20 protein-coding genes and 1 tRNA gene are annotated in these 12,934 nt (G+C 57.5%); 18 read left to right on the top strand and 3 right to left on the bottom strand.

Annotated features, from left to right (window positions below):
• The 14 genes from A3714_RS18315 to A3714_RS16800 form a co-directional block, all read left to right on the top strand.
• The coding region (locus A3714_RS18315) for a hypothetical protein (protein ID WP_231867867.1) at positions 1-453 on the top strand (453 nt) is incomplete at its 5' end.
• Between the two features lie 52 nt (positions 454-505).
• Positions 506-1,246 carry a recombinase RecT gene (locus A3714_RS16855; RefSeq protein ID WP_063508829.1) on the top strand — a complete coding sequence of 247 codons (741 nt, stop codon included), beginning with the start codon at positions 506-508 and terminating at the stop codon, positions 1,244-1,246.
• The gene (locus A3714_RS16850) at positions 1,243-2,862 is read left to right on the top strand and encodes a YqaJ viral recombinase family protein (protein WP_063508828.1); all 1,620 of its coding nucleotides are present in this window, start codon (positions 1,243-1,245) and stop codon (positions 2,860-2,862) included. The genes A3714_RS16855 and A3714_RS16850 overlap by 4 nt, the downstream gene beginning before the upstream one ends.
• Positions 2,863-3,200: 338 nt before the next feature.
• Positions 3,201-3,608 (top strand): hypothetical protein, encoded by a 408-nt coding sequence (locus A3714_RS16845; RefSeq protein WP_063508827.1) that lies wholly within the window; start codon positions 3,201-3,203, stop codon positions 3,606-3,608.
• A gap of 3 nt (positions 3,609-3,611) precedes the next feature.
• On the top strand, positions 3,612-3,866 hold the full coding sequence (locus A3714_RS16840) for a winged helix-turn-helix domain-containing protein (RefSeq protein ID WP_063508826.1): 255 nt from the start codon (positions 3,612-3,614) through the stop codon (positions 3,864-3,866).
• Positions 3,863-4,045: a hypothetical protein gene (locus tag A3714_RS16835; RefSeq protein ID WP_063508825.1), complete on the top strand. Its 183-nt coding sequence runs from the start codon at positions 3,863-3,865 to the stop codon at positions 4,043-4,045. Before A3714_RS16840 ends, A3714_RS16835 begins: the two co-directional genes overlap by 4 nt.
• Complete coding sequence (locus A3714_RS17815) at positions 4,045-4,200, top strand: hypothetical protein (RefSeq protein ID WP_156492945.1); 156 nt, start codon at positions 4,045-4,047, stop codon at positions 4,198-4,200. Before A3714_RS16835 ends, A3714_RS17815 begins: the two co-directional genes overlap by 1 nt.
• Positions 4,197-5,090 (top strand): hypothetical protein, encoded by an 894-nt coding sequence (locus A3714_RS16830; protein WP_063525668.1) that lies wholly within the window; start codon positions 4,197-4,199, stop codon positions 5,088-5,090. Before A3714_RS17815 ends, A3714_RS16830 begins: the two co-directional genes overlap by 4 nt.
• Positions 5,090-5,314, top strand: coding sequence for a hypothetical protein (locus tag A3714_RS16825; protein WP_063509065.1), 225 nt, complete (start codon positions 5,090-5,092; stop codon positions 5,312-5,314). Before A3714_RS16830 ends, A3714_RS16825 begins: the two co-directional genes overlap by 1 nt.
• Complete coding sequence (locus A3714_RS16820; RefSeq protein ID WP_063509066.1) at positions 5,314-5,541, top strand: hypothetical protein; 228 nt, start codon at positions 5,314-5,316, stop codon at positions 5,539-5,541. Before A3714_RS16825 ends, A3714_RS16820 begins: the two co-directional genes overlap by 1 nt.
• Positions 5,534-5,851, top strand: coding sequence for a hypothetical protein (locus A3714_RS16815; RefSeq protein ID WP_063509067.1), 318 nt, complete (start codon positions 5,534-5,536; stop codon positions 5,849-5,851). Before A3714_RS16820 ends, A3714_RS16815 begins: the two co-directional genes overlap by 8 nt.
• On the top strand, positions 5,851-6,060 hold the full coding sequence (locus A3714_RS16810) for a hypothetical protein (RefSeq protein WP_063509068.1): 210 nt from the start codon (positions 5,851-5,853) through the stop codon (positions 6,058-6,060). The genes A3714_RS16815 and A3714_RS16810 overlap by 1 nt, the downstream gene beginning before the upstream one ends.
• Positions 6,060-6,257 (top strand): DUF4224 domain-containing protein, encoded by a 198-nt coding sequence (locus A3714_RS16805; protein WP_063509069.1) that lies wholly within the window; start codon positions 6,060-6,062, stop codon positions 6,255-6,257. The genes A3714_RS16810 and A3714_RS16805 overlap by 1 nt, the downstream gene beginning before the upstream one ends.
• On the top strand, positions 6,257-7,288 hold the full coding sequence (locus A3714_RS16800) for a hypothetical protein (RefSeq protein WP_063509070.1): 1,032 nt from the start codon (positions 6,257-6,259) through the stop codon (positions 7,286-7,288). The genes A3714_RS16805 and A3714_RS16800 overlap by 1 nt, the downstream gene beginning before the upstream one ends.
• A 74-nt stretch (positions 7,289-7,362) precedes the next feature.
• Here A3714_RS16800 and A3714_RS16795 read toward each other — a convergent pair.
• Positions 7,363-7,431 (bottom strand) — tRNA-OTHER (locus A3714_RS16795).
• Positions 7,432-7,562: 131 nt separating this feature from the next.
• Here A3714_RS16795 and umuD point away from each other — a divergent pair.
• Positions 7,563-8,066, top strand: a complete 504-nt coding sequence (gene umuD / locus A3714_RS17620; RefSeq protein ID WP_082844671.1) for a translesion error-prone DNA polymerase V autoproteolytic subunit — start codon at positions 7,563-7,565, stop codon at positions 8,064-8,066.
• Complete coding sequence (locus A3714_RS16790; protein WP_197463443.1) at positions 8,011-8,562, top strand: SOS response-associated peptidase; 552 nt, start codon at positions 8,011-8,013, stop codon at positions 8,560-8,562. The genes umuD and A3714_RS16790 overlap by 56 nt, the downstream gene beginning before the upstream one ends.
• A gap of 184 nt (positions 8,563-8,746) precedes the next feature.
• Here A3714_RS16790 and A3714_RS16785 read toward each other — a convergent pair whose 3' ends face one another.
• Positions 8,747-11,263 (bottom strand): phage tailspike protein, encoded by a 2,517-nt coding sequence (locus A3714_RS16785; RefSeq protein ID WP_063508653.1) that lies wholly within the window; start codon positions 11,261-11,263, stop codon positions 8,747-8,749.
• A 131-nt stretch (positions 11,264-11,394) separates the two neighbouring features.
• Here A3714_RS16785 and A3714_RS16780 point away from each other — a divergent pair, with 131 nt between their 5' ends.
• The gene (locus tag A3714_RS16780) at positions 11,395-11,664 is read left to right on the top strand and encodes a hypothetical protein (RefSeq protein ID WP_063508654.1); all 270 of its coding nucleotides are present in this window, start codon (positions 11,395-11,397) and stop codon (positions 11,662-11,664) included.
• Positions 11,665-11,673: 9 nt separating this feature from the next.
• A complete protein-coding gene (locus A3714_RS16775; protein ID WP_063508655.1) occupies positions 11,674-11,958 on the top strand; it encodes a hypothetical protein in 285 nt (94 codons plus the stop codon).
• Here A3714_RS16775 and A3714_RS18135 read toward each other — a convergent pair.
• Positions 11,924-12,934 (bottom strand): hypothetical protein (locus A3714_RS18135; RefSeq protein WP_197463442.1); only part of this gene is annotated, 1,011 nt, incomplete at its 5' end. The genes A3714_RS16775 and A3714_RS18135 overlap by 35 nt on opposite strands.

Here is a 12,934-nt window from a genome sequence, read left to right as displayed (position 1 = left end):
GGCAATCTGGACGTGGGCGGCAATCTGGACGTGGGCGGCAATCTGTACGTGCGCGGCTATCTGGACGTGGGCGGCTATCTGGACGTGGGCGGCTATCTGGACGTGCGCGGCTATCTGGACGTGGGCGGCTATCACCTTGTCATCATGGGTGATCTTTTCTGGTCGCACGCATCCATGCCGACCCTGCCCGAAAAGACCTACATCAAGCGCATCCTGCCTCCGGCATGGCAGCGTGACCACTACCAAGAGCGCCTGGGCTTCGACATTAGCGCGGGCTGCTACGACCACATCTGCAAGCAGGTGCTGAAGCAAATCGTAAATCTGCTGCGCGACGAAAAATGGACAGCCACCGAACGCTGGATGCTGGAGAGCATCAAGAATTCCGCCAAGCCTGCGCCGGAGTGGGTGGCAAAGCTTCAGGCAGAGAAAGAACAAACCCAACAACAGCGCTGATCTGTTGTTTTGCGGGGTCCGCCCCGCCTTTTATTCGAGCAAGGAGCAGAGCATGAACGCGATTGCACAGACCAACGGCTTCGCCTTGAAGCCGACCAGCATGCAGGAAGCCATGGCTTTTGCTAAGCAGATTTCCAGCAGCCAGATGGTGCCGAAGAACTATCAGGGCCGGCCTGACGACACCCTGGTGGCCATGATGATGGGCAGCGAGCTTGGCCTGAATCCGATCCAGGCACTGCAGAACATCGCCGTCATCAACGGCAAGCCCGCTATCTACGGCGACGCCCTGCTGGCACTGGTTCAGAACCACCCGAAGTTCGGCGGCCATGAAGAGAGCTTTGACGAGCAGACCATGACCGCCACTTGCACCGTCTGGCGCAAGGGTGACGACAAGAAACACACCGTCACCTTCAGCCGCCAGGATGCCGAACACGCAAAGCTGTGGGGAAAGCAAGGCCCATGGCAGCAGTACCCCAAGCGCATGCTTATGTGGCGCGCCCGTGGCTATGCCCTCCGGGACAAATTCGCCGATGCCCTGGGCGGCCTGATTACCGTGGAAGAGGCCCGGGACATTCAGGAGGAGCGCGACATAACCCCGCGGGAAGCTGACAAGCCGCAGGCGCTGCCCAGCTATCCCCAGGAGCGCCTGGAAATGAAGTTGGGCGACTACCGGGCCAACGTCGAAAGCGGCACCGCCGCCAAAGACATCATCGATTTCCTGGAATCGAAATACACCCTGAACGAATCGCAGCGCCAGCAAATTCTTGGCCTGGAGCAAGGAGAAGAAGCATGAAATTCAATCTCGGCAAACTCGTCAAAGTTGAGCAGGGCTCACCGGAATGGAAGGCGTTGCGCGCAAAACGGAACACCGCCAGCGAGGCCCCGGCGATGATGGGCAAAAGCAAATATCAGAGCCGATCTGCCCTGATGGAGCAAAAGGCCACCGGATTTACACCTGAGCCAAGCGCCCACCAGCAAAAAGCGTTCGACAAGGGCCACCAGGCAGAGGCTGCGGCGCGCCCTATCGCTGATGCCATGATTGATGACGAGCTGTTCCCTGTTGTCCTGGATGACGAAGAAGGCGGCTATTTGGCATCCATGGACGGACTGACCATGAATCGCCGGGTGGGCTGGGAACACAAATGGCTTAACGATGACCTTGCCGCACAGATCGACGCCGGAAAGCTGGATGAACACTACCAGATTCAGCTGGATCAGCAGTTTGCACTGTCCGGCGCCGAGCGCATCTTGTTCATGGCATCTGACGGCACAGAGGAAAACTGCAAGCACCTGTGGATTGAGCGTGACGAATCCCGCTTTGCGGCGCTTGAGGCAGGCTGGGATCAGTTCAACGCCGATCTGGCCGAGTACCAGCCCCGCAAGCAGGAGCAGGCAGCCACCGCCACGGTGACCGAAGACCTGCCCGCCGTATCTGTGCAGGTGTCTGGCTCCCTGTCCATCGTGGACAACTTCGACCGGTTCGAGACTGAGCTGCGCCAGTTTGTTGAAGATCGCCTGATTCGCGACCCGAAGACCGATCAGGACTTTGCTGACCTGGACAACCAGGTGAAGGCGCTGAAAAAGGCCGAGGACGCGCTGGAAGCTGCTGAGGCTCAACTGCTTGCCCAAGTGGAAGCCGTGGACACCGCCAAGCGCCGCAAGGACATGCTGCACAAGCTGGCCCGCGATAACCGGCTGATGGCCGAGAAGCTGGTGAAGGAGCAGAAGAAGGCCATCAAGCTTCAGATTGCCCAGGACGGCAAGCAGGCCATCGACGATCACTTTACCAAGGTAGAGGCAACGCTTGATGGATACCGGCTGCCATTCCCTCCGGGCGACTTCAACGCCGCCATGAAGGGCAAGCGCACCATCGCCACCCTGCGCGATGCGGCAGACAACGAAGTGGCCCGGGCCAAGATCGCCATCAATGAAGCCGCCGACCTGATTCGGGCAAACGCCAAGATCATTGCCGACGCCGGCCACGAATTCCTGTTCGCAGATTGTCAGCAGCTGGCCCTGAAAGACAGCGAACTGGTGAAGCTGGAAGTGGAAAACCGCATCACCCGGCACAAGCAGGAAGAAGAGCGCCGCCTGGAAGCTGAGCGTCAGCGCATTGCTGCCGAGGAAAAGGCCAAGGCAGAACGCGCAGCCCAGCAGAAAGCCGACGCCGAGAAAGCCGCCCAGCAGTCCCAGGGTGCGCCCAAGGCCGAACCGGTAGCCGAGCAGCCCGCACAGGTGGATAGCGAACAGGCCGGCACATACCGGGCCCCGGAAAAGACAGCACCCCCGGTGCGCCCATCTGACCAGGACATTCTGCGCGCCATCGCCGCCGAGTTTCAGGTGGGCGTGCATACCGCCGCCAGCTGGGTGCTGGAAATGAATCAGCAAGAACTGGAACGGGTCGCCTAATTCATGGGCCCAGCGGGCGGTGGTTAACACCCGCAGCCAGGGCGCCCGGCTCCTTGCCCCCTCTTAACCACGGAAGGCCGTGGGGATAGCCAAAGGCGCGAGGGGTGCGAATCTCAGGGCGTGACCTGACCGACTGGCCGGCGTAACCGGCCCTCCCCATAGGGGTGCGTTCTGGAAAAGCTGAGGGATGCGTGTCGGGGCGATGGCCACGGACTCCCGAGAACACCGACACCCAGAACGCACCACCTATGCGGTGAATACAGCAATGCACGACGAGCGGAGAGAGCCCGCGCCGGAGACGTACCCGGCCACCGCATCCATAAACAACGGAGAGAGATATGAAAGCCATCGTGAAAATTGAAAAGGAAGTGGAAATCAAAACCGTGATTATCAATATCGCACCTCGCTATATCGGCGACAGCGGCGATGATGACATGCCAACAGACTTCCCGCTTCTCAATGATCAAAAAAACGAATGGGTCGCCCATGTCGATATTGATACTGGAGCGATCAAGGACTGGCCGCAGGGCGACTCTCGAGAAATGCACGTCAAAGTTTGCGACGCCGGCACTTACACGCTTTTGGACTCCTCCGGCAACTCGGTGGCCGTGCGCGATGGCTATGTGCCAAATGACCTTGTGCCGGGCTCTTACGGCGATTACGTCGAGCTTTCAATTAACGAGGAAGGAGTGATCACGAACTGGCCCAAAAATCCTTCCGTTGATGAATTCTTTGACGAGGATTGAGCAATGACCGAAGCATTGCGCGAACAGATCCTGCAGGCAGTGAAGGAAATCGGCCCCTGCACCTGCAGGGAGATTGCCAACCACATGGGCCTCAAATCGTCCTCCCTGGGCCAGCAGCTTCGTTTTATGGGTGAGGCCGGGCTGATCACCAAGGTGGGCATGGAAGACGGCAAAAACGCCATCTGGGACGACCATCAGGACCGGGCGGCGCAATTGCTTCACAGCTTCATAACCAAACCTGCCGGGGTTCCGCTATGAAACTCACCCCCGAAACAATCCAGCAACTGGCCGCCCACCGCATCAAGCCCTTGGGCGCCCCTGAACGGACCATACAGCGAGCCCAGCGCCTGGTGATGGTGAAGGTAGGCAAAGGCAAGACCGTGCCGGTGGCGCTGCGTGAGGCCACCAGCTTTGCGGCTAAGGAGACTGACCGCTAATGCGAATCCATCAGTACAGCACCAGCCAGATATGTGTGGTGCGGGACAACGGCAGCATCATCATGCGCACCATTGTTGATGACAACGAACGAGGCCGGCAGAGCCTGGTGCGCTGGATCAAGCGGTACAAGCAGAGGAAGGAGACTGACAAGTGAATGCACTTGAGATGATAGCAGCCCTGAAGGGCGCAGACGAAGAAACGGCCGCGGAGCTGGTTGAGCGGCTGCAATGCGGAGAGATTGACTGCTCAGTATTGCCCACCGGTAAAGACAGCGCAGTACAGCAAGCCCAAATCTGGGCTCAGGAAGCGCGAACCCAGAAAGGCATTGTTGAGGAAATCGGCAAGCTGGTTGGTTGCGCCAATGACTGGGAAACGGTTTCCGCAGTCAAAGCCGCCCTATCTGGCGCACAGCAGGGGGAGGCTGAGCCGGTGGCATGGGCGGTGTTCGCAGATAACGGGAACATCAGGATATGGGGCAGGGAAAAGCCCGCAGGCTTCCCGGATGCTGTGCCGATGTACCTGAGCCCAACTGTAAAGGATCTCTTGACAGTCCAGATCGACCCTATTGGGTATGCAGATCCTGACACTTTGTCTGACTATCGGGCAGGCGACAGGTTGCATATTCCTGTTTACCGCCCGGATGCGTCCGCAGAGTGGCAGGCCGGAATCCCGGTTTATCTCCACGCCGCACCCCAGCCCGCGCAGGTGCCGGAGGGGTGGAGGCTGGTGCCGGTTGAGCCGACAACCGAGATGCTTGGTGAAGGAGCTATCGCCCTTTTCGCCCAATCCAGAGAGCCTCTATCAAGCGCCTACAGGAGCATGCTCGCAGCGGCCCCAAGATGCCCCATGCTCACCGCCGCGCCTTCTGGTGATGCCAAGCGGGAGGCGGATAAGCCAATTAATGTTGACTGGCCTATCTGCAACCCTGCTTGCGACCCCTCTCTCAATGGCGGGACCAGGAGTAGAGGCTGTGTTTGCGAGGCGGCGAAAGCCTCAATAGCGCGCCAGTCATCTGATGGCGACGATAGCGAGGGGGTGGAGTGATGTACTTCTTATACAAGTCTGGCGTTTACGGCCATGGGGTGTTCTGGATCGGTAGCGACCTGAATGAAGGCAAGCGAATAGCTGAACACGCTGCAAGCATGGACAGTGACGATTACCACGAATGGGAGATTTACCGCTTCTCAGAGCAGGCCGAGTTTATGGCTAATGCGGAACATGAACTGGTTTTCGCCACTCGCAAGCACCCCACCAGCGAGGAAGAGTGATGGATAACTACTGCAAATATCCCAGCACATGCGGGATCGGAAGTGACTGTAGCGAATGCCTCTCTGATGCACTCACCGCAGCCAATGCCCGCATTGCCTATTTCGAGCAGCTTGCCGCCGACCGTCTGGTGCAAATGACTGCCGATGCCGAGCGGATTGCAGAGCTGGAAGAGACGCTGGTGACGCCCGCCGCGCCGCCGCCCTGCTGGAGAAGAAGTGATGGATAAAGAGGGCATGATGCAGGAATTTGTGAGCAGCGCCATCACTCCGCTGCTGGAGCGAGTTGTCACAAAGAAGCTGGTTCAGTCATTCGATGTGATCGCCGAACAGCAGAAGGCCAGCAATCGAAGCATGGTGCAGCGGATAAATGACCTTGAGGGGGCACTCCGAAAGGCTGCCGCCCGGCTGGAACGGTACGCGGTTCAGGTTGACGGTGAATGGGGATTATCGCGGGAAGCAGGCGAATTGTATGCCGACGGGGAAATGCCTGAAGAGTTGATTGCCGCACTGGCGCTGCTTAACAGGGAGCCCAAATAATGCCCTACTTCCGCGCCAGTTTCCGCCACACCTTCAGCACCGGGGATACGGTGGAAATGACCAGTAGCCCGTACCGGGCGAACAGTTGGGAGCATGCCAGGGAACTGGCCCGGGCGTTTGACTATGACGACGATGTGAGACTGGCTGTTGCTGACAAGTGGGTCTGCGGTGGCCGGCGCGAATACCCACAACTGACAGTGGTGGAGTGATGAAAGACAACCCGAACCTTGTCACCGAAGAAGAGCTGCTAGCCTGGACGCACTTCAAGACCCGGGCGCCCCTGATTCGATGGCTGGACCAGCAGGGAATCGAATACCACCGCGGCGCCGGCGGACGAGTGTGCACCACGCTGCAGGCCCTGAATTCGCGGGGCAGCGCCAACGATGACGGGCTGGAGTTTGCCTGATGGGTCGCGGACGCAACACAAGGCGGGATTCTGCCCTGCCAGAGTACGTTTACCGGGTCGCGAGCAAGAACCGGGTTATCTGGCGTGAGTATGCGGGGAAAGGCCGCTTCTCAGGCCAGATAACACTGGTTTCACCCAATGGGCACCCCCTGCCCCATGACGCGCCACACAGGGACATTCTGGAGGCCTATCAGCGACAAGTGGCCACCGGAGGCAAGCGAACCCTTGGTAACCTGCTCCGGGACTACATGGCGGCCCCCAGGGTGGCGCCCATTAAGCCAAAGACCCGGGCCGAATACCTGAAGTACGTGGACGCCATCGCGGCAAAGCCCATGCGCAACGGATCCAGATTCGGCGATGTGGCCCTGGATAAGATTTCCGCCGGCGTGATCGCCAAGTACCGGGACAGCCTGGCCGACAAGCCGACCACCGCCAACCGTCACCTGCAGTTCCTTTCTGTGGCGTTTGGCTGGGCCATTGAGCAGGAGCTGATGACCTCTAACCCGTGCCAGGGTGTGCGCCGGTACCGACTGGAGGCACGCACGCGCTACGTGGAAGACTGGGAGTTTGACCTGGTGCAGGGGCTGGCGCCGGACTATGTGGCCGTAATGATGGAGCTGGCGTTCCTCATGCGGGCACGGAAGGGGGAGATTCTTGCCCTGCGCCGGGAGCATGTGACTGACCGGGGCATTTTCCTGGAGCGGAGCAAAAACAGTGAGTCAGAGGTGACTTTGTGGACGCCGCGGCTTCGGGACGCCTACAAAGCGGCCACGGCCATCAACCGGGGTGTGATCAGCCCATGGCTGCTGCACGGCAAAGACGGGGACGCCATCAAGCCGGAGGCATTTTCTACTGCCTGGCAGCGACTGATGGCCAAGGCCCTGACCAAAGGCCTGAAGGAGCGGTTCACATTTCACGATCTGAAGGCCAAGGGCCTGACGGATGATTCGGAACACTGGGCGGGGCATAAATCGGAGAGGATGCGCCAGGTCTACCACCGGCTGGCCCGGGAGAAGCAGGCGACGCGGTAGACGTTTTTGATGCCGGGTTTGATGCTGGGCCGAAAAAGAAAAGGGCCCGCAAACCTGCGAGCCCTTGTCATGTATGGCGCACCGGGGAGGATTCGAACCCCCGACCTACTGGTTCGTAGCCAGCATTACAAAACTGAAAATACAGCGCCTTACAATGATTCCGGCATAAAATTACTGCCTGTTTGTGGCCTTATGCATCAATGACTTAAAGGAACTTTGATGCTGTCTCGGCAACCCAATATACTGTCCTTAATAACAGTATAAGTGGTGTCCCATGACCGCCTTGCTTCTTGGCCCATTTCAGTCCGGCTCCCATGCCCCGCTTTCCTATTTCAGCGAACGGGTTTCCGCTGGTTTCCCCTCCCCTGCCCGGGGTTACATGGAAGACCCGCTGGACCTGAACGATCTGTGCGTCAGCCGGCCGGCCGCAACGTTTCTATTCCAGGTGGCCAGTGACGCCATGACTGGCGCCGGTATCTTCCCGGGGGATGTGCTGGTGGTAGACCGGAGCATGAAAGCCTGGCATGGGTGCCTGGTGATCGCAGAGGTGGCCGGGGAACATATTGCCCGCCGCCTGCAGCTAAAGCCACGCCAGGGGCTGCTAGCAGAAAACGAGGAATACCACCCGATCTGGATGGATGACGGTGTGCCAGCTCACGTTTATGGTGTGGTGACATGGACTGTCAGGAACCACCGGGGAGGCCGTTCAGATGTGCGGCAGGATGGATGTGGACGAGGGGCCGGTGAAGGAATTCATCCGGGACACCCTAAATATTGAACTGGACCTGCGAACAAACCATGACCTGCGGCCCACGCAGAGAGTGGCCACGATAGGCAATGACAGGCACCAGGTAAACGCTACTTGGGGAATCCAGCCAGCCTGGGCAAAGAAGCTGCTAATCAACGCCCAAGGCGAGACAGCCGCCGAGAAGAAGACTTTCAGGAACGCCTTTGCTGAATCACGCTGCTTGGTGCCCTGCTCTGGCTGGTACGAATGGCGGGATGAAGGCGGCCCCAGAAAGGAGAAGTATCACTTCGCAGCGGCGGACGGGAATCCGCTGCTGATGGGAGGGATTCTCTTCCCAGGGGAAGAAGGGCCGAAGCTGGTCACCCTGACCATCACCCCAAACCAAGCATGCGCCGAATACCACCACCGCATGCCCCAGTTCGTGCCGCATCAGCACCTGGAGCAATGGCTTACCGGATCCGTGGAAGAAGCCTTGCAGCTGGTGGCGCCGATGCCCGACGGCAGCGTTCAGATTCAGCGGGCATGATCGTCAGCCATCACCTACAGACGCCACCCCTGGCACCTGACACCCTGATCATGCCCGCCGCCGGCCACCGATCTCCATTCACCGGCCAGCGACAGACGTGTCAGCGGTATGCGGCGGGCCACTGCTCCGGCCCGAAGTCGTCTATCGTTGACCATTTGATTTGGGAGGCTTTCATCTAAGCTCCTTATTGGCTCGTTCTAAGCCATGACCCATCGAACGACACAAAAACCGAACCCGAGCCCGCAGTCAGGGTGATGTCTCCAGAGGTGTCTACATAGGTTCCTGCCGACTTAATAACTACGTCCTGCCCCCCCGGCTTAACTAGCACGGTCATGACCTGGCCGCCTTTTACCGGCTCAAAAAAATTCGTCATGTCTATGCTTGCACCCGCGCTAGATGAGTCAATCAGCACGCTGATATAATCGGACGAGTCGCTTTCTATGAACTCGCCTGAGAGGCTGAAATTTCCACTTTTGCTCAGTTCATAAAGCCCGCGCTTACCAGAGATTCCGCCGGACAAGACCCAGTCAGCCGCAATAGTTGCTCCTGCACCGGCATTTACGAATGGATTGGAAAAATCGGGAGCAGAGTCCATGTCTGTATTGATGAAAACGCACCGCCCGTCTGACGAAGATAAGTCGCCAAGCACCGCCAGTGAGGCTCCGGCAACTATAATTTTGTGCCGCCTGCATTCAACAACGCTGTCATCCGCCGCCAGTTTAGCTAGCCTAATGTTTGTCCCCGGTGATCCGGTCAGATCAGATTCGCCGCCAGTAATGTAAATTTGCCCGCCATCGCCAGACCGGTAATAAGAACCTGTCGACGCTCCACCGATTTTTCCTGCGGATCGTGGCTCAACCAGCGTTATGCTGCCATGGCTACAGTCAACAAGGGGACCATCTGATCCGTCAATTATCACATCTAACCCAGTTGCTCTAACATCATCAATCCTGCCGCCAGAAACTCCGTCAAGTCGCACAGGAGAAACTTGGCTGAACTCACCCCTTTTCGGTCGATGTATAAACCCGTTGATCCTATGGCCACCAGAATGGTCAGAATCGGCATACTCTGAGCGCATTACCAGACCGTCACCACCGTGATTTTCGCAATTTACAATGACGCCGTTTCGCCCCCTAAGCTGGAATCCCCACGCAGTGCCATCCGTCGACCTCGTTGGCCAAAAATTTCGGCAGTTGTGAAATTTTACCCCCCACGATTCCGGGTGAGTGTCAAAGCCGCTGCCCTGACCAAACGTGCTAACCCCGTCATAGACGCAACTGAACCAATTCCTTCCGAACGCAGCGGGGTCATCACTGTCTGGGTTAAATCCAGCCCCATCAGTATAGACGTGTCGGCAGTGTGACCCCGTGGGACTGTGATGCTGGCCGTACCCGCAGGAACGCTCAACAATCGCATATCCGAACTGCTTGTTTAACGTGTCTGTTATCAGGTTTCTGGCGCTGATATTCCAGGTTTGTGGCTTGTAGCAACCCAGAAAAGTCAAGAATTCTCCGACCGTCCCGTCTGCGCTCATCCCGGAAACTTTCGGGCTGTGTACCCCTTTAATCAGAACTGTTTCGTTTCTAGTCGACCCCGAAAATTCGCCGGATTTATGGAATGTTACGCTCCCGGAAATATCAATCGTTACTGCATCGTTCAACGCTGCGCACTGTATCCCTGATGTATATGAGTGCTCTAGGCGGTGACGCAGGTACAGCCAATTGTTACCGGTATCAATATCCCCAATCTCTGAATACTCGCCCTGTTTTTGATTATCGGCAGGGTCTAGTCCGGGAATCAGGTCCTCAGAAAACAATTTTATGGCCTGTCCTATTTCATACGCTGTCGCATCTGAAACAGTCACACGAGTTAGCTGTGTGCTACCCCCGCCAAGATCGTAAGATACATCCGTAACGGCTGTCACAGATTGTCTCTCTATATAATCAACAATGAACGAAATAGGTGTAAATCCAGCGGGGTTTGAGGAGTAATCGACAGTTATCTGGGCATCATCAAACTCGATTTTTTGAGTTACATTTTTTACAACAATTGGTCCTGTTACGCTGTAATTGCGGGAGGCGCGCTTAATGACGTCAGACTGGAAAGAGAGCCATGCAGAAACGTCTCCGTCGAACATTTCCGGGGTCAGCGCCACATAGTCAATGCGAACGAACCCCCCAGCCGTCCCATCACCCCCATCAAGCGGACGATAAACGCCGCCCTGTGGGTCGGCATCAACTAGCGCCTTAATATCATCAGTCGTATACCGCCAAGCGCCAGCGCCCGCACCGGTTGCAATGCTGAACTGCTGGCCATCGTAAAGCCCTGTCAGCGCCGTTACCTGCTCGATGGTGTCTTTCCAGGTAACGCTGTCCCTTATGGCGCTGGCCGTTGCGCTGCTGGCAGAGTAGTAGACTTGAGCCAGCTTCTTGTCCAGCACCTTTACGGAATAGTCGCCCTCAATTAAAACGGTAACTGGGGAGCCGTTATATGTCGGCACACCTCCGGCGCCGGTGCGGACCGGCTGAGAGCCAGCCACTTTTGTTCCGTCTTCCTGAAGAAAAACGATAGCCTTTTGGTTGGACGCAATTTGCGGGTCTAGATCGGGCTCACCAATGAAGATATAGCCGCCGGCCACCGGCTTTCCTTTGTCGAACAGTGGGAAATAGCCATAGGTCAATGACAGGGCTGTCTGCGCCATATTGGGCCTCGTTTACGGTCGTCCAGATACGAAAAAACCCGCACAATGGCGGGCTCTCGGTGGGCTGGGGCAGGCGCCCCATCGTTTATTTGTTGATCGGTGGTATAGTGGTTCCCAAGGAGGGAATCTTGATGCGATTTACAGTCTTGCCGGCGTTGTGGGCACTACTTTCGGGCTGTTTGTTTGAAGAGGAATGGACAGCCTTTGTATATCCAGACGCCAACAATCTATTGGTTCATAGCGAGGCGGGTCCATTTGCCAGCTTTGCAGAATGCCAGGCAGCGGCCATAGGCACATTGCGCGGCAAAGGTCTTGCCTCAGTCGGTGACTACGAATGCGGGCTGAACTGCAAATATGACCCAGAATGGCAGGCCAGCACCTGCGAAGAGACCAGAAAATGAGCCAGGAATATGACTGACTTCCAGGTTTTTGCCCTCTTGGCATTGATTGCCGTTATCGCCCTTCTGTCTTTGTGCGTGGTGTTTTTGGCTGTTACCGCTTACGCGCTATGCATTGCCGTTGTTGCTCGGCCTGACGTGGAAGAATCAATGAAGGTGCTGCCACGCCTCTATCTGAAGGTGTCGTCTCTCGTTATGGGGGCGCCCCCCTCCGCAGCCGCGGCCCTGGTTAAATTCAGCATAGCGGCCTTGGTTGTGGCCGCTATTGTGTTCTGGTCGTCTCGGTTGGCGGGGTAGCCTCGTCAGCGCCAGAAGAAAGCCACGCTGTAACCCCCATCCTGGCTATCGCCTTCTTGTCCTTCTCAGGCAGCTCTGCCGTGTATCGCTTCCAGGCCGGACTGTTAACCAGCCCTCTTTCTGACGCGGATATGCGGCCCTCTTTTGCGTCGTTCACCACATTTACTACATGGCGCTGAAAAGCCGGCGATGACAACACCTCACTGGCAGCAACGTTCAGCCTGGTGGGTTTCTTCCCTGCTGTTAGCGCTGCGCCCGCTGCTGCGCCTGCAGCCGATCCTGCCGGCCCTCCCATCATCCCGCCAACTGTCCCGCCGCCGGAGATAGAAAGTGACTGTCCCACCTTGCCAACAATGGACTCCCCGAGCTTGAACCCCTGTTCGGCAGCCGCCAGTCGTCCGGTGGCAATCTTGTCCTCGTTGGCCCGCTTTACGGCTGAGGTGATTTTCCCAAGGGCATCAATATCCTGCCTTGCCTGCTTTGGGAGGTTCCGGTAAAGGGCAGTCTTTGCGGCAGGATTGGCCTGAACTTGGTTATAGAATGCGTTGAATTTTGCGATATTGGCCCGGGGGTCCATATTGCGGCGATCAATGATCTGGTCATAAACGAACGAGGTTACTGCGCCTTGTCGCTGCCCTGCCGGGATGGCGCTCACCACATCCTCAAATTCCTTCACGCGACCTTTGGCCAGCCCCTTCACTTTACCCTCGAAAATAGAGGAAAAGGATTTATCCAGGCGCTTGCCAAGCAGCTTTTCCGCTGCTTCCTGGGCCTGCTTTTTGACCCCGGTGGCCTTCATCGCTGCCGCATAGTCGTCACCAAAACCCATATCCTCGGCGATTCGCCGCTGGGTGCCGGATACCAAGCTGCCGTATCGGTTCAGGTCGTAGCTGGCCGCATCGCCAAAAGTGGATTTTCCGCCCCTGGCTGCATTGAGCTCCTTGCGCAATCCACTGATGGCGCTCCATGTCTTGGG

Origin of the sequence: Alcanivorax sp. HI0007 (assembly GCF_001635525.1) — a bacterium.
GTDB lineage: Bacteria > Pseudomonadota > Gammaproteobacteria > Pseudomonadales > Alcanivoracaceae > Alcanivorax.
The sequence above is the reverse complement of the archived record's forward strand: the minus strand, read 5'-3'. Positions and strand labels throughout refer to the sequence as shown.